The following is a 17,191-nucleotide window of genomic DNA, read 5'->3' on the forward strand; positions in this document are numbered from 1 at the left end:
AAAGTATCTCCGCCAATACTTTAACATATGGATTTCATAAAAGATAGACGAAAATCAAGCGAAAAAAGCACTAAAATACCCTACTTCCAACAAAAATATCTTATTCTTTTTTTTAAAATGGTATTCATTTATACTATAAAAACTGACGACACTGTATCATTCGTTGATTTATCTAACGTTTTTTATTTTAATAAAACAAAGCTCTTAATAGGCATTCTTATCATGTAAGTGTAAGGCAAAAGGACAAGAATTTGTTAACAATCATGCAAAAATTTCATATGTTATTCATTAGAAAAAAGAAAAGATTTATCAGATGAAAGCTATTCATTTTAATATTCAAGCCAAAGTTTACATTTAGATAGACGTTTAGCCCAAGGTTTTGGGCTATTTCTCCTCTTTCATTTCTTTGGCTGTTCCTTTGATATGCTTGTTAAAATATTTTTCTCCGTACCATTCTAGTTTACTCTTACCTTCCCAATTGCGATATTCTTCTGGATATTTATATTTATAATAACCATGTAATAGATAGGGGAAATATAGATAGGCTTCTGCAAAAATGATTGCACTATCCATAGCTATCCACATACCTAATATACTGATAAATCCAACAAAATCTGTTCGTACTTCACTTTTCGGGAAAACGAATTTCCATATTATACCTACGGTCACAATTCCCCAGCCATATTTCATTGCTAATTTCATTACTTGATCTACCAACCTATCTATCTTGCCTTTTTTTCTTTCAACTTCATATAATACGTACTCAAGCGAACGTTTTTTAGTCCTAAATACAAGATAACCTACTAGTCCGATCAATCCTAGTAGGAACAGCATACCTAAAATGGTTAGTGGTTTGAGAAATACTGTGATGAATAAAAGATTCATCTCTATCACTAACCAAATGATATATAAGTTTAAGTTGAATTGAGCTCGTATCCTTGTAAAGTAATACTCTCCTCTATCCCTAAAAATGAAAACTAAAGTTACCCACACAAAAAATAATAAATAGAACAACCATATTGGTAAAAAATTGATGTCTGGTATAGGAACTGGACTAGGTCCTAATTCTCCTGCACTAATTTTCGTGGATATAACGGCGATCAAATAATTAATTCCTATTAAAAAGGCAAGTAATAGCACTCCTACAACTCTAGCAACTACCTTTTTACCACCTGTTGGATCCGGCAATTGATTAACATCTTTATTCATAAAAGTAACAAATGTGTCATCACTTAAATTTAAACTCTCTTCGAACGTTGCTTTGAATAGTTGTTTCATGATTTTTATCCACTAAAGCTATTCTCTAATAGTTTTCTACTGGAGATAGCACCTTTCCTATTGATTTTCCCACTACCTGAATATTACTGTAAACACATTTTACTGTTCTTATATTTTGTGTCACTGATTTCCCTATCTTTTTTGTGATCTCACTTATCGCTTCATACGCCTTTTCATGCAAACTATAAGCTCCTTCTTTTGCACTATTATAGATATCTGGTTTAACAAATTGCACTAATTTATTTAACCCGCCTATAGCTCCTCCAATTAGCGCACCTCCTACAGCTCCCGAAACTGTTCTCAAAAATGGAATAGGAATTGCGGTACCAATAGCCCCTCCGATAGCACTCCCAATCGTCATCCCCTCTAACGGACCAATACTCTTCACCATCTCTATTCCACCGCCTATTATTCCTTTACCAATACTTCCTGTTTTTCCATATTCATTCACCGCATTTGCTGCGAAAGTGACTCCTAATTGCGCGTAAGTAGCTACTTGGCCTACCGTTCCTAATCCTTTGACGACACCCCATTTTTTAGCTCCTTGTATCAAGTGGGAGTTCTTTAATCCTTCGCTGACGTAGGTTTTTACGGGAGAGGTAAATTTAGTAAAATATTGATAGGCTTTGCCTATCGTGTCGATTTTAGGAAGCCATTTCCCTAGGGCAATGGCCTTACCTAAACTTTCGTATTTTGCAAGAGCGCTGATCAATTTATTTTGTAGTCCAGAAGGTAGATGATTGGCAAACATCCAAAATTCATCGTTAGATAATAATTTGTTTATCAATGCATCAGGATAATTGCTGAGCAACATTTCAAGTCGTTTGATTGCATCGTTTTTTCCTTCTTTCAGAGGTTGTACCAATTTTTCGATCTCCGCATACAGTTCTAAGTAGGCATTGGTTGAAGATTCTCCCAACAAAGCTTGTCCGTTTGGTTTGTACTTCTCAAACCAACTTCCATCCACCCCTTTCGGCAATATATAACTTCCGTCTGCTTTTACGGTGGTTCGATTCAAGACTAAGACACTTTGCATGGCGAGTTTTAATTCCAGTAGACTGTTGTTGAACAGTCCACTGGTTTGAGAATTAAAGGCATAAAGTTTTTGCTGTTTGCGTTGCAACTTGTAAATGTCTTCTTGCAGGCTGTCTGACATTCTCATCAAGTTGCGATGGAAGTCGGACAGCATTTCTGTGATACCTGGTAAGATGCTTGTATTGGCGAAGTGCCTGATCGCCTGCGCATGGTTTTCAATCGATTGTTTAGCAAATGATTTGGCACGAATCTGTCCACTTAAATTCTCTTCATCCAAGTACCCTTCACTAGCAACGATTTGATGCGCGGCGGAGTAAAGATTCAAGTCTGTCTGAATCCCTTGTACCGCAGTGTTTACCCGATTAATCGTAGGAATGATCAACTCAGAAAACAGTCCTATATCGGCTTGATAAGCCGCCCCAGAGAGTGTCTTTCCGTCAACTGCCTGAACAATTTGTTGGCTACCTGTTCGTAATTGATCGATGGTTGTACGAGCAAGTGATAAATTAGTGGTCATATTACTTATTAAGTTAAAAGATTCGGTGGCTGAATAGATTAATCCCATAATTTTTGTCCTTTCAATTAGATAGGTGCTGGCGGTCTATTATTAATGTAGTACTTGATGGTATTTTCTCTTTGCACTTCTATTTACTTATCCTCATCTCATTCATTATTACTATACGCAAGTTCCATTTATTTTAACGAAAATCGTTTGGATAAGAATCATCTGCATCGGATACGACCACTTTTAATCTTATACGCACACTAAAACAGTCCTAAAATACTTCATTCAATAAGTATTTAGGACTTTTTCAACTAGATTTTTTATAATTTTTTCTATCTATTTCAGTGATTGTTTTTGTACCACTCAATTGATTTCACTTTGTATCATTTACCAGTGTGTCAGTATACTCGGATAACTTCTAAAATAAGTCTACAGGCTGATGGCTTGATTCTCCTTCTATGAGATGATTAACTATACGAATTACTCATTCACTTAAGGAAAGAAGGCGAAAAATATGACGCAACAAATCGGATTCTGGGAATCCATAGTAGATATCTTGACTTTAAAGCCAGTATTCTTGATAGGTCTACTGATTTTGACAAGTTTTTTATTCTGGCTCACTAGAAAAAATAAAGATTCCTCTAAATTGATCAACATTCTCTCAGCACTTTTACTATTTTATTATATGAGTTTCACATTCTTCAATGTGTTCGGCGTTCCTACGCTTCGTGAGTTGAATAGGATCAGTGGATTTGGCGAGAGTATTTTCAATCCGAATATCAATCTTATCCCTTTTATCGATGGAATAAATACAGGTTATATTCTTAATATTCTTTGCTTTATACCCATCGGGTTCTTGTGTCCATTGATTAGCAGTAAGTATAGAAAATTCAGTTATTCTCTTTTACTTGGATTTGGTACCTCATTGTTGATTGAAATAAGCCAACTGTTCACGATAGTTAGAGCAACAGACATTGACGATTTAATTTCAAATGTACTGGGAATGATTCTAGGTTATTTTCTGATTGAGGTCATCTTAAGAATGATCAATCATTCGTCAAACAAAATCCTTGATAAAACGCATGGTTTTTCATGGACGATTCCTGTATTGGTCATTTTTATTGCTTTCGCTAATACATTTTTTAGTTAATACGCAAGAAACAGGAAAACATATCGCCATCACTTAAATGTTTTGACGTCAGTTGTCCTCTCGTTGTATTAGAAATACCACCTCTATGAAAAAGGCTAGACCCCTAAAGAATGAACGAACATTTCTTTAGAGGCTTCTAGCTTTTTATCATTCTATTCCGTTTGTTTCAATCACACTTTTATACCAGTCAAACGATTTCTTATTGTATCTGTTGCCACTGCCCTTTCCTTCATCATCCAAGTCAACATAGATGAAGCCATACCGTTTCGACACTTATTACTGTTCTTTTTGAAAGGTCGGTTGTTTTCTTCTTTTTCTTTTTTCTTCACTATCTTCCAGAGAAGAAACGGATTTTTGTATTTTCTCTGTTTCTTTTAAAGTTCTTTGGATTTGTAAAGCTTGGTCTTCTTCAGGTAAATCAACATTATTTAAAATTTCACTATCATGACAAAAGTTTGGTAAATTTATAAATTCTGGCATATATCTCTCCCGTCCTCTCCTTTACTAACTGCCTTAGACAATGATTCATGTGCTTCTTTTAGCCATGGATGAACAACTTTGACGCCTTGATCCAATAGATATTTAATATAATACAATGCAGCACTTTCTAAAGAACAGTCAAGTGCTGATAATAAACTGTCTAGATACGGAGGAATTCCATCTTGATCCCAACTTATTTTATCTGCAACGAACACAACTAAGTCTAGTTGAGTATACCTCCCCCTTAAAGTTGTATGACACTCAATTGCGGATAAAATCTCGTTGTCAGTGAGGTCAAAAATCTTTTCTGCCATTTTTTTTGAGATCTTCTGGTGAATGATCATTGGAAATACCAACTCTTCTTGATTTAGTTCTATCCCCATTTCTTTTGCTATAGTAATTCTACAATTGTTTGGATAAATTGCGGATATATCGTGTAAATAACCCGCTATTTTGGCTTTTTCGCCATTGATATTGTAATTTACAGCAAGTTTCTCCGCACAATCGCCGACTGCTATACAATGTTTATAAGTTTTTATATGGTCATGTTCTTCAAGAAAGCGATAAACATCATCTCTTAATGCCAAACTATTCACTATTGTCATTTTTTCCTCCATTTACTTACTATGTGTATTTTCAAATGAATTATTTACTACTTATGGTTATTAAAAAAATCGACCTTACATAGAAAAAATATACATAGAGAATTAGATATTTTATACTCTACTTTTAAATATATTCATAATTTTTCTTCTGATTTAACAATTATCTCGGTCTTATCTAACTACTGGATTTCTTTGCCAAAGATTTGTTTTATGTAATTTAATTCCACTTCATCACTTTTCTTGATAAGTGTGTAATAACTTCATATGTAGAAAAAGAAACGATAAATTTGAATCGCTTCTTTTTGTTATTAACTATTGACGACTTGATTGCTCTAGGTGGTATATTTACCGGTCAATACTTTACTATTTAATTTTAATTAGGAGTAAAGTGCTATTTCATCTTTCATTAAGTTTTTCATTTTCTGAATCTAAGAATTGATGGAATCTTTCTATCAAATCTTTTTTTGTAGTAGGAACTTCTTGAGGCATATAATTTATGAAGCTAACCATATCTTCTGGATACCCATTGTTATTATAGAATTCTGCAATTCCATTTAACAAATCATCTTCATCATTCATGGTATCATTTAGTTTAGATAAATAAATAAATCTAAGTTTTTGTTCTTCAAATTTGTAATCATTACCGCCTTCATCCACATTAGGAAAGCACTTTCTTTTTAATTCAAATAACACTGATTGTAATTCGTCAGGTTTTATTCCCCATGCAAGTTCATTAATAAAATCATCATCATTTCCCTGATCCATTAGCTCTATCGCATAGTCAGAAATTACTTTTAGATCGAAAAATTTTTGAATTACTCCAACATAGATAGTTTTCCAACTATAGTTCACATCTTTTTCTTTAAAACATGCTAAATTCATTATTTTCTCCTTTTATTTTTTAGGAACTTGATTTGGTTTTCCAGTCAACGTACCACCATTTATAAATCTTCTATGGCTTATATTACCATTAGGTTCGACAATCCATTCAAAAACACCTATTTTTCCATTGTTACTTCCTTCAATTTGAAAAAATCTTCTACTAATTCCATCCCCACCAACTAAAGAATACTCATTTGCAACAGTTGGATAATTGTCAACAATGTTGCTAAATCCATGTTCTTTTGGAACATGTGGAAATTCCTTATCTATAATTGGTTTGCCTAAAGGATCTTTTCCCCAAATTGGTTTTATATCATCAACTGTTGTTCCCCCCCGACTCGCTTGCCATCTAACACAGGACTCTTAAATTCAGAAATAACTTTCTGAGTAGCCCCACCAGTACTCTCACTATTAGACTTTTTCTTGACACTCCCAACATCATCGATGCCATCTAATCTCGAAGCACCTTTGTTTCCATAATATGCGCCCATCACTGTATCGCCAATATTTATAAGTGTTCCTGACCATGCAGCATACTTGAATTTATTCGCTTCTTCTTGATGATTTTCTTTCCTGTGTAGGGATTGATTCCTATACTAGCACAAGCGAGTGTTTTGCGATTGATCTCTTCTAGACTATCTGTTTCTTTAATTAACTCAATTTCTTGATCGCCTGATTCGACAACCAAAGCTACATCTTTTTTTATTTTCTCAAAATAACTTTTATTTGTACCTTTTGGTAATGAGTATGAGCCATCACTTTTGATTGTCGTATTATTTAATATCAATACGCCTTGCATCGCTATCTTCAGCTCATTTAAACTATTAGCAAATAAATCACTTGTTTGTGTATTGAAATCCTGTAGTTTTCTTAGTTGATTTTGTAAATGATCGATAGCTTGTTGAAAGCTATCAGTCATTCGTTCCAACTCTCTTTGAACATTCAACAAGGTATCTAGTACACTTGCAATTGGGTTCAGTGTCGTTTGTAATCGGACGAAAAATAAGGTCTGGTCTACTGAGTTTTTCATTGTACGTGTGACTTGTATCTGTTGATTTAACTTATCTTCATTCAATTCGCCTTCACTTGCCACTATTTTATCGGCATTTTGGTATTTTTTCAATTCTTGTTCAATCTGTTCAATGGCATTTGTTGTGCGGGTGATCGTTGGAATGATCAAGTCCGCAAACAAGCCTTTGCCTGCTGTATACGCCGCGCCAGATAATTGCTTGCCATCTACTGCTAAGACAACTTTTTGACTACCCGATTTCAATTGACTAACTGTTTCTTTGCCACTTTCTAAATTACTTTTAAGCGCAAACATAAAGTCCGAAGATTCACTACTAACATAAATCAATCCCTTGAGAGGTTTCTCCTCTGCACCTGTAATTCTTCCCGTTGGATAGGCTACAATTAACTAGACAGAAAAATTAAGGTGTGTAGACTAGAAGAAAAAATACCAGGAGGAATTTTTATGTCTAAGAGAACACGAAGAACTTTTTCACAAGAATTCAAGCAACAAATCGTCAATCTTTACTTAGCTGGAAAGCCACGTGTAGAAATCATTCGAGAATATGAACTAACGGCTTCAGCATTTGACAAATGGGTAAAGCAATCTAAAACGAGTGGTTCATTCAAAGAAAAAGATAATCTTACGCCTGAACAAAAAGAATTGTTAGAACTACGTAAAAGAAACCAGCAATTAGAAATGGAAAATGATATTTTAAAGCAAGCAGCGCTGATATTCGGACGAAGAGACAAGTAATCGATGCGAATAAGCATCTTTACCCTATATCAGCGATGTGCAGAATATTAGGTCTATCACGTCAGTCCTATTATTATCAATCAAAACCAAAGAAAGACGAATCAGAACTTGAAGAAGCAGTCGCTGAAGAATTTATCCGCAGCCGAAAGGCCTACGGCTCAAGAAAAATAAAAAAAGCCTTATCAAAACGAGGCATTCAGATCAGCCGACGAAAAATTAGTAGAATCATGAAAAATAGAGGATTAAAATCGAGCTATACTGTTGCTTATTTTAAAGTACATCATTCTACTTGCAATGAAGCCAAAACGACAAACGTATTGAATCGTAAATTCTTAAGAGACAACCCATTAGAAGCGATCGTAACAGACTTGACTTATGTACGAGTCGGGAAAAAATGGAATTATGTCTGTTTCATTTTGGATCTGTTCAATCGAGAAATTCTCGGCTATTCTTGTGGAGAACATAAAGATGCCGTTCTAGTAAAAAAAGCATTTAGCCGTATCAAACAACCTCTGACAGAGGTTGAGATTTTTCATACTGATCGTGGAAAAGAGTTTGATAACCAAGCTATTGATGAATTATTAACAACTTTTGACATCAATCGATCATTGAGTCATAAAGGCTGTCCTTTTGATAATGCCGTAGCTGAATCAACTTATAAGTCGTTGAAAGTAGAATTTGTCTATCAATACACATTTGAAACCTTACAACAATTGGATTTGGAGTTATTTGACTATGTCAATTGGTGGAACCACCTTCGGTTGCACGGTACACTTGGCTACGAGACACCGGTTGGTTACCGTAACCAGAGATTGGCGCAGCGAATCCTTGATAATGAGCTCGGATGTGCTAACGCTAGCGAGGCAGTCTAACTTTAATTGTTAGCTCCTGCCGAAGATCGTCACATCCGAGGAGGCTCATTGTCAAGGACAATCGGAATAGCATACGGAAAGAAGTTCTGCACCTTATAAAATTTGTCAAAAAAACTGTTGCCATTCCAAATGAAGTGTTAAAGAAAGCAAATTCAAACCAATTTTGTGAATAGAAAAGAGAGTGGCAAGCTTTATTTTGCCACTCTTTTTTTGTGCGTAAAAGCCTTAGTCACTATGACCAAAACTACGGACGAAACTATGACCAAAAGTAGGTACTATATTATGACCGAAAATAGGTCCAAAATGGATTTTTTTGTGATATCAAAAAAATATGAAGTGATTTTGAAAGAAAACCAGTTGGCACAGCCAACTTAGCAACCTTCCTGTAGGAAGGTGCTATCAGTTTTCCCTTATGCTCTTTTCTTTCTTTTTTGTTTCATATGTCAAATGCCATTTTGAAATGTACCATCTTAAGAAATTTATCCTTAAAAACAATTGCTTTATTGGATAAAAAGATGCTACATTATCTTAAAAAAGGAATCAAATATAATGAATTTAGTGGCTAGCATATCGTGTGATTAAGATACTTTATAGTGTAAGTTGAAGGAGAAAAAATATTTAAAATATACTTCCCATTTCAGTGGGAAGTAAAATTAATCTTGTTGTTTCTACTAGTAATGTATCTTTTTGGAAACTATGTAACGATGTAAACAAGATTTTTTTCAGAAGAAAAAACGATAAAAGTTGTGATAAACGATTTAAAAAATAGGAGAAAATATATCAAGCGCATGGTATGAAACGCACATTTAAAAAGATTCGACTAACTAAAAAAATAAGTTTACAAAGCATTGTTGTGTATTACAAGTGATCTATACACTGAAAAATGATAGAGAAAATCTGATACGTCCGCAACAATGGACAATTGAAAATGAAAGTGAGGAAATTGGAAGAATGGCTGATGAAAATAAAGTTGTTCCGCTTGAAACACTAGTGATAAATAAGGAAGAGTTTGAGCAACTTTTTCTTGATTTTTTTGTTCAATATGACAGGATTTATGATTTTAGTTCGTCACTAGATTTATTTGAATTAGAGGCAGAAATAATAGAAAACAGTCGAGAGGAGAATGGTAAAATCATCATTTCAGTAGAAAAATTCAATGAATTATTCTCAGAAACATTTGAAATAGATACAGATTATTATCAACCACAAGAAGTTTTCCAATCATTTAGAAATCAGATTATTCGCTCAGGTAAGACCGTAAACTGAAAAACAATAAAAGAAACGTTGAAAGAATAATTATTCCTTCAACGTTTCTTTTTTAGAATGTTTTAATGACCAAAGCAGTTTCATTGTCAGGCTTAGGTAATTCATGAAATCCCGTATTTATAGTGCTCAATTGATCAACTAACCATGTTTTACTTTTTGAATTGTAGATAAATCTAAAATTAATATCGTTATTATCGTGTTGAAGGGGCGTCTCCAAATAATCTGCTGTATATTCATAGTCAACGTAACCTGCTAATACAAAAGAGAGCGATCCATTATTTAGTGTCAGATTTAATGGGCGGTCGTAAGCTTTTATTTTTTGTAACGTCATATTATACATATCTTCAGCCATAAAAGTTGAGTTCGTGATTTCATCTTGGGTTTCATTGAAAAAGTTATCCGAATAATCGCTTATTTTTGAAAAGTCTTTATTGGAACCAGCCTCAAAAAACTGTTCAACTTTTTCAGTATAAAGTTGTGCTAACGCTCCTTTTTCAATATTAGCTTTGATATTTTCATGTCTATCAATTTGTGTGCTGTTCAGTAAGGGAAGATCAGCTTTTAGTTTTATATCGTCTTGATTTCTTTCAATTTCAATTGACAAAATCTTTTCAGTAAATTCAGTTTCTGATAAAGGGACATCTAGCTTTTTATCATGATAATAAGCTTCAAATCCATCTGGAACCGGAAAAAAATGTATTGGGTAATTCTTTTCTGAGCTTGTTGTACTAGTTTCCGTACTTGTAGAACTTGTGTCAGAAGTGGTACACCCACTTATAGTTCCGATGAGTAAAGCGCAGGTTAGAATGATTGCAAATTTCTTCAAAAAAATTCCTCCTTAAAAATTGAATGTGGACTAATACTAGTCCCATTGTAGCATACCAAATCTTTAAGATTAATAAGAAAAAGGACTAATTTTAGTCCAAAAGGTGTGCTATTCTTGAAAGAGGAAAAAATTATTGATAAAGAAAATGTAATCGGTAGCAATATTAGACGACTCCGATTAGAAAAAGGAATTGGTCAAACCGAGCTGATTAGAGACCTACAACTCAGGAAAATCGCTATAACTAGAGAAACATTGGTTAAGATTGAAGGCGGCAGGCAACACATTAAGTTAGATCAATTGAAAGCCATTAGGGATATTCTACAGGTGCCTTATGAAGATTTGCTTCAATGACTACTTTTAGTCTTTAGTATAATAATCTATTGTTACACCTTTATGGATAACAAAGAAATACTGATATAATCATAAATGAGCTATGTAGTGATACGGTATACTTTTGTATAACGTGTGTTTTGAATAGAAGGAGGTTTTTTAGTGAATGTAAGTGAATGGGTAAAAAGTATAGATCCTAACTCTTTGGTGTCAGAACAAGATGTAAGAACTAAGATTGCAGTTCCTTTAATTAAATTATTAGGGTATGACGAAAAGTATTATGCTGATGAATTTCCAATCTATAGCTATTCTGGAAGAAAAAAGAATCCAACAAAATTTATTGACATTTTGTGTTTTAGTTCAGATGAATGGAATTTAAATCGCGATTTATCATCCTGGCCGTGGGTTCAGGATCATTCTTTGATTTCAATTGAGCTAAAAAAACCTTCTGAGAGTCTCGAAGATGCTACCGGGCAAGCAATGTTTTACTCAATGAATGCAAGAAGTCCTTTTTATATTGTTTTGAACGGTATTGATATAAAAATTTTGAAGATGATTGATTTTTTTTCAGATACAGTTATTTTTGAAGGCCCTATCGAAAATATTGCTGAAAATTGGGTTGATATTTATAATACAATTTCTTTTAAAAAACTATCGAAAGAAACCAAAGAGATGGGTGAATTTAAGGATCAAAAAATATTCACTAATTATTGTATTTCTTTATCACAGCAATATAAGGAGATGTATAGATGGCAATGGCGACAGTATATAATTAAGCAGTCAAAAAAAGAGAGATCAGAAATATATCCAGAAGTATTCACAAATTTTACGGGACGAGCATTGGTCAAAGGAGATGCAGGAAGTGGAAAAACAACATTCCTTCATAGTATTTTTTTGAACCAAAGTCAAAACTACATTAATTCAAAAAGTAAAGTGATACCTGTTTTATTATCTGGTAAACTTTGGCATAGAAGCTTTCATTCAGTGCTTGAGGGAATCCTCAAAGAGTTAAAAGTTTTTGTTCCAAATATAACGATTGAGATTGTTACAAGTATGGTATTTTCGGGAGAGATTTTACTATTAATTGATGGGATAGATGAATGTAAACAAAATCGTGATCTGTTAATTCATGACATTATACAGAATAAATTTAATGTAATTGTATCATCAAGGCCTCTGTATATGGATAACAGCTTGGAAGTTTTTAGTACTTATGAAACGGAAATGCTGGATGAAAATAGAATAATTAAGATCTCTTCAGATGTTTTGAAAAGAAGCACATCTATTGAAATGCATCGATTGCCCAAAAGTATGAAAAAAATATTGAAGATACCTATTTATTTTAATATGTTTTTAGCATATGAAATGGATAAAAATAATGATAAGGTTCCAAGTAATATTGCAGAACTGTATCAATCTTTTACAAATTATGTTTTGAAGCAAGTAAATAATAAAGGAAACTCGGATATAGATGAAGTTCCTTTGTTTAAATTGCATAATATTTTGTCAGAGTTTGCATTCTTATCTTATTCTATAAAGCATGGAAAGGAGACAGATATAACAACTATCATAAAAAAAGAATTTCCTAATTCTGTACTCTCGATTTACAGGATTTTTTTACAGAGTGGTTTAATTTTTGAAACTGCAGAAGGATGTGAATTTCAACAATTCTCTTTAAAGGAGTATTACTATGCTTTGTTTATAACCAAGCATATATCTGATCAGCTAGACATTTTTTTGGAAAAGTATGTTGTCGATCCTAATTACGAAGAAATTATATTGCTGCTTGTAGGAATAAATAAAGATAAAGTAATACAAGATAAAATACTCGATACTTTACTTGTAAAAAATTTATCACTTTATGTAAAATGCTTAAAGCGAAGGTATAATTTTTCACGTGATTTTGAAGAGAATAAAGATAGAAATTTTTATGAAACTTTTTTTAGAACAGTACGTGATACTTATCAACTTTTAGTAGATACCTATTTTTCAAATATAAAAAAATATATGCTTCCATACGTATTAAAAAATGAAGATGCTGATTCTTTTGTAATCGGGGTAGATTGTTCTGTGGATATAAATAAGAATTCTATAAGTATTGAATTAATAGCAGTAAATAAAGGTGCTGTTGATGATCAATTAGTAAAAATAAGTTATAATGATACAGCTCCTGTCATGATGATAGAAAAAAATGGAAAAGAAGTTATTATACCGTATTCAACGTTAAGAAATAACATTGGTTTCTATCATTATGAACTTAATTATTTAAACACAGGGATAGACTACGCTAGAGAAATTGCGATAGATATAATTTTTTCTAATGTAGATGAGATTTTGAAGAATACTAAATTATTAGAATTTGAAACTCCTGAAATGCTTTCTTTTTTTATTGAAGAGTTTTTTAACTCAGCATCTCCTTTAAACGTATCAAAGGGCAATGGAATAAAGCAGTATAATCTATCATTAAAAAGACAAAGTATTGATGAACTATTAGATATATGTGGAGGCTTATATAAATATGAAATAAATACTAAAAATGGGAAAAAAATTAGTTTCGGAGTAATATGGTATTTACTTTATAAGAATAAGGAAAAACTCAATTTGGATTTTGATAATCTTTTGTTTCCTACAAAGCTAGAAAAACCTATAGGAAATGGTAATTGGGTATGGAACTATTATAATGACCAACAGATTATAAATTGGATTAAGAATTATTATAAGTATGGCCAAGAATCTTATAGGAAAATTGTTGAAGAATTATTTCCAAATCTTAGGAATGATTTGGCTTTATACCAAGTAGGTCCAGTTCAGTACAGTATAAAAGTTAAACTTCCTGATCGGGCCTCAAACGATAACTTTAGTCAAGGTAGTATCGGTACTAGTTTTTGTTTAGTTGACAGTGTAAAAAACTGTAATCCGAAAATGAGTGTTGTCGAAAATGATACAAGACTTATAGACTTGGATGACTACCATAATCAGTTAAGAAAAGAAGCAAAATTTTATAACAGAACATTATCTATAGGAGGAACTTCTGACTCACTACTTACTTATTTATTTAATAAAAAAATGAATACGAGAAGTTTTGTTTATAATACATTAAGGAAAGAATTTAAAGAAATCTTTGATCCAAAATAGTAAATTATATTTGGAATGACTAACAATATTACTTTCTAAATTGTTGTTTTGTAGATTTTATAATATTTGTATAGAATCTAATCGGATTTTCTTATCAAAAATACACTACACAGTCCAGATGTTATCATCTTTCTAATTAACTATATTTATTTTTATAGAAAAAATGGAATAATTTAATTCCTCAAATAACTTCTCTACCTGCTATTTTGGGTACGATATTGGCTACGTTATCGATGATAGTACCTGATAATATACACTGTCAGTCTATGGTAATTTGTCAAATGAATTATATATCCAAAGCATATACCTTTCCCTTGATTCCCAAAAGAGCCATTGGAAGGGTCAGTTGGTTAAGTAAATAATTATGCGGTCTCTTTTTCAATAAGAACTGCTGATGCGTTCAATCAAGTAAAAGAGTGTGGGACAATCATCAGAAAATATCGGATGATTGTCCCATTTTTTTTCTTTTTTTAAATTTAAGGAACGAAAATTTTTTTAACTCATGATAAAGTTGAGAAAGAATGATATCGTTAAGGTCAGTTAAATATATGAGATAATAGTTATCCTGGAAATATTAAAAGGTTTATTCTTTTTATCAAAAAACTGATGCAGAACCTTGTGTATGAGAGTTTAAGCAACTCGTCAAGGAACGTTTGGGAATCAGTCGTTGTTGATGTCGTAATGGGATACTGTTACGTATCAAGTGAGTATTCTTGGTGACAAGAAGAAAGCCAGTGTAAAAGCATTGGAACGCAAAGAACGTGTGCAAAGTGTGACCAAATGTAAGGTAGCGAACTTGTCGGGACGACAATAGAAAGCTAAGTTGATAAGACTTAGCCTCTCCGTGAAGAGATTTGCTAAGAGATTGGCATTTCACACTGATGGAACCATCCAAAGAAGTCCTTCGCCGTGAAGTGATTAGAAATAATCTATAAGACAAGAAACGCGTGAGAGTAGCAGAAGGCGGTATATGTTGATACTAATCATAATCAAAATATACCGAATGCCCCTGTGGAATTTGTAGGCTGTCATGCCTGACCACATCTCGTAAAGCTACAATATGCCAGCGGTCGCTCCGTCTGGTACGGTATTGTAGAATGTGTGACTGAACAACATTGCAATCGCATGGCGTAGAGAGAGACACTCCGCATAGTTTTTTGGTAAAGGGCGTAAGCCTTTTTCTTTTGCATTTTTTTCTATTCAAAAGAACAATTACAAAGAGTTGCACGATTATGATATCAAAACTATATTTTATGAGATTTTTCGTTTTTCGATTTGTATATTTGGTAAGCTTTACGTAGAATGCGCTTTCTTTGCAAAGGTCGATAGTGATACGATTTATATCTTGGAAGTAGCGAAACGTTCTCTAAAACGGTAAAAATCATTACTTCTAGGTAGATTCAAATCAAATGTATGAGATGGAATGGAGGTAAGAAAATGAATGATGAAATGCTAAAGAATCAACAAGAAATTGTCAAAGTGGAACAACATCAAGAAAAGTTATCGAATGAAAAACGTGTATTGGAAGAAAAACTGCTTCAGTTACAAGATGTACTTCAAAGAGGTTTTCGTCAATTAGCTGAGTTAAACTATGAAGGAGTACAACAGGGGCATACCTCCACAAAGTGGGTACATAAAAACAATGAAACAAAACAGCATATTTTTCAACGCCAGTTAAGGCAAGCCGATGAGGAGTTAAATCATACATATAATAAAGCCATACAGAAATTAGAAATAGAACGGTGGAATGGCAACAGTTTTTTTGACAAATTTTATAAGGTGCAGAACTTCTTTCCGTATGCTATTCCGATTGTCCTTGACAATGAGCCTCCTCGGATGTGACGATCTTCGGCAGGAGCTAACAATTAAAGTTAGACTGCCTCGCTAGCGTTAGCACATCCGAGCTCATTATCAAGGATTCGCTGCGCCAATCTCTGGTTACGGTAACCAACCGGTGTCTCGTAGCCAAGTGTACCGTGCAACCGAAGGTGGTTCCACCAATTGACATAGTCAAATAACTCCAAATCCAATTGTTGTAAGGTTTCAAATGTGTATTGATAGACAAATTCTACTTTCAACGACTTATAAGTTGATTCAGCTACGGCATTATCAAAAGGACAGCCTTTATGACTCAATGATCGATTGATGTCAAAAGTTGTTAATAATTCATCAATAGCTTGGTTATCAAACTCTTTTCCACGATCAGTATGAAAAATCTCAACCTCTGTCAGAGGTTGTTTGATACGGCTAAATGCTTTTTTTACTAGAACGGCATCTTTATGTTCTCCACAAGAATAGCCGAGAATTTCTCGATTGAACAGATCCAAAATGAAACAGACATAATTCCATTTTTTCCCGACTCGTACATAAGTCAAGTCTGTTACGATCGCTTCTAATGGGTTGTCTCTTAAGAATTTACGATTCAATACGTTTGTCGTTTTGGCTTCATTGCAAGTAGAATGATGTACTTTAAAATAAGCAACAGTATAGCTCGATTTTAATCCTCTATTTTTCATGATTCTACTAATTTTTCGTCGGCTGATCTGAATGCCTCGTTTTGATAAGGCTTTTTTTATTTTTCTTGAGCCGTAGGCCTTTCGGCTGCGGATAAATTCTTCAGCGACTGCTTCTTCAAGTTCTGATTCGTCTTTCTTTGGTTTTGATTGATAATAATAGGACTGACGTGATAGACCTAATATTCTGCACATCGCTGATATAGGGTAAAGATGCTTATTCGCATCGATTACTTGTCTCTTCGTCCGAATATCAGCGCTGCTTGCTTTAAAATATCATTTTCCATTTCTAATTGCTGGTTTCTTTTACGTAGTTCTAACAATTCTTTTTGTTCAGGCGTAAGATTATCTTTTTCTTTGAATGAACCACTCGTTTTAGATTGCTTTACCCATTTGTCAAATGCTGAAGCCGTTAGTTCATATTCTCGAATGATTTCTACACGTGGCTTTCCAGCTAAGTAAAGATTGACGATTTGTTGCTTGAATTCTTGTGAAAAAGTTCTTCGTGTTCTCTTAGACATAAAAATTCCTCCTGGTATTTTTTCTTCT

General features: G+C 33.3%; 15 protein-coding genes and 1 pseudogene. 6 read left to right on the top strand and 10 right to left on the bottom strand.

Going from position 1 to position 17,191, the window contains the following annotated elements:
• Positions 1–384: 384 nt before the first annotated feature.
• On the bottom strand, positions 385–1,278 hold the full coding sequence (locus CYK55_RS10350; RefSeq protein ID WP_034686814.1) for a hypothetical protein: 894 nt from the start codon (positions 1,276–1,278) through the stop codon (positions 385–387).
• Between the two features lie 25 nt (positions 1,279–1,303).
• On the bottom strand, positions 1,304–2,878 hold the full coding sequence (locus tag CYK55_RS10355; RefSeq protein ID WP_126134270.1) for a hypothetical protein: 1,575 nt from the start codon (positions 2,876–2,878) through the stop codon (positions 1,304–1,306).
• A 454-nt stretch (positions 2,879–3,332) separates the two neighbouring features.
• On the opposite strand from CYK55_RS10355, the gene CYK55_RS10360 reads away from it, so the two are divergent.
• Entirely contained in the window at positions 3,333–3,968 is a 636-nt protein-coding gene (locus tag CYK55_RS10360; protein ID WP_034686819.1) for a VanZ family protein, read from the top strand.
• 147 nt (positions 3,969–4,115) lie between these two features.
• On the opposite strand, the pseudogene CYK55_RS10365 reads toward CYK55_RS10360, so the two are convergent.
• The 6 genes and pseudogenes from CYK55_RS10365 to CYK55_RS10390 all read right to left on the bottom strand — a co-directional run.
• Positions 4,116–4,241: pseudogene (locus CYK55_RS10365) on the bottom strand (family 1 glycosylhydrolase); the annotation flags it as partial.
• A gap of 3 nt (positions 4,242–4,244) precedes the next feature.
• Entirely contained in the window at positions 4,245–4,448 is a 204-nt protein-coding gene (locus CYK55_RS10370) for a hypothetical protein (protein ID WP_034686821.1), read from the bottom strand.
• Positions 4,433–5,053, bottom strand: a complete 621-nt coding sequence (gene yqeK / locus CYK55_RS10375) for a bis(5'-nucleosyl)-tetraphosphatase (symmetrical) YqeK (RefSeq protein WP_126134271.1) — start codon at positions 5,051–5,053, stop codon at positions 4,433–4,435. Before yqeK ends, CYK55_RS10370 begins: the two co-directional genes overlap by 16 nt.
• Positions 5,054–5,449: 396 nt before the next feature.
• Complete coding sequence (locus CYK55_RS10380; protein ID WP_034686825.1) at positions 5,450–5,935, bottom strand: DUF2247 family protein; 486 nt, start codon at positions 5,933–5,935, stop codon at positions 5,450–5,452.
• 308 nt (positions 5,936–6,243) lie between these two features.
• A complete protein-coding gene (locus CYK55_RS13600; protein ID WP_206437469.1) occupies positions 6,244–6,426 on the bottom strand; it encodes a hypothetical protein in 183 nt (60 codons plus the stop codon).
• A 17-nt stretch (positions 6,427–6,443) separates the two neighbouring features.
• A complete protein-coding gene (locus CYK55_RS10390) occupies positions 6,444–7,292 on the bottom strand; it encodes a T7SS effector LXG polymorphic toxin (protein WP_126134272.1) in 849 nt (282 codons plus the stop codon).
• 117 nt (positions 7,293–7,409) lie between these two features.
• On the opposite strand from CYK55_RS10390, the gene CYK55_RS10395 reads away from it, so the two are divergent.
• Positions 7,410–8,572, top strand: a protein-coding gene (locus CYK55_RS10395; protein ID WP_109114490.1) for an IS3 family transposase whose coding sequence is annotated in 2 segments (ribosomal slippage) — positions 7,410–7,686 and positions 7,686–8,572 — 1,164 coding nt in all. Because the reading frame shifts where the segments join, the coding sequence is not laid out codon by codon here.
• A gap of 951 nt (positions 8,573–9,523) precedes the next feature.
• Positions 9,524–9,838: a hypothetical protein gene (locus CYK55_RS10410; protein WP_002329547.1), complete on the top strand. Its 315-nt coding sequence runs from the start codon at positions 9,524–9,526 to the stop codon at positions 9,836–9,838.
• Positions 9,839–9,890: 52 nt separating this feature from the next.
• On the opposite strand, the gene CYK55_RS10415 is transcribed toward CYK55_RS10410, so the two are convergent.
• Positions 9,891–10,664 (bottom strand): hypothetical protein, encoded by a 774-nt coding sequence (locus tag CYK55_RS10415; protein ID WP_002300121.1) that lies wholly within the window; start codon positions 10,662–10,664, stop codon positions 9,891–9,893.
• Positions 10,665–10,769: 105 nt separating this feature from the next.
• Here CYK55_RS10415 and CYK55_RS10420 point away from each other — a divergent pair, with 105 nt between their 5' ends.
• The 3 genes from CYK55_RS10420 to CYK55_RS10430 all read left to right on the top strand — a co-directional run bounded on the left by CYK55_RS10420 (position 10,770) and on the right by CYK55_RS10430 (position 15,971).
• Positions 10,770–11,015: a helix-turn-helix domain-containing protein gene (locus tag CYK55_RS10420; RefSeq protein ID WP_026008143.1), complete on the top strand. Its 246-nt coding sequence runs from the start codon at positions 10,770–10,772 to the stop codon at positions 11,013–11,015.
• A gap of 141 nt (positions 11,016–11,156) precedes the next feature.
• On the top strand, positions 11,157–14,129 hold the full coding sequence (locus CYK55_RS10425; protein ID WP_015508913.1) for an NACHT domain-containing protein: 2,973 nt from the start codon (positions 11,157–11,159) through the stop codon (positions 14,127–14,129).
• A 1,437-nt stretch (positions 14,130–15,566) separates the two neighbouring features.
• On the top strand, positions 15,567–15,971 hold the full coding sequence (locus tag CYK55_RS10430; RefSeq protein ID WP_241234772.1) for a hypothetical protein: 405 nt from the start codon (positions 15,567–15,569) through the stop codon (positions 15,969–15,971).
• Positions 15,972–16,000: 29 nt separating this feature from the next.
• On the opposite strand, the gene CYK55_RS10435 is transcribed toward CYK55_RS10430, so the two are convergent.
• Positions 16,001–17,163 (bottom strand): IS3 family transposase gene (locus CYK55_RS10435; RefSeq protein ID WP_109114490.1). Its coding sequence is split into 2 segments (ribosomal slippage): positions 16,001–16,887 and positions 16,887–17,163, totalling 1,164 coding nucleotides; the frame shifts between segments, so codons are not numbered across the junction.
• Positions 17,164–17,191: the final 28 nt, after the last annotated feature.

Origin of the sequence: Enterococcus mundtii, assembly GCF_003957375.1 — a bacterium.
Taxonomy (GTDB): Bacteria; Bacillota; Bacilli; order Lactobacillales; family Enterococcaceae; genus Enterococcus_B; species Enterococcus_B spodopteracolus.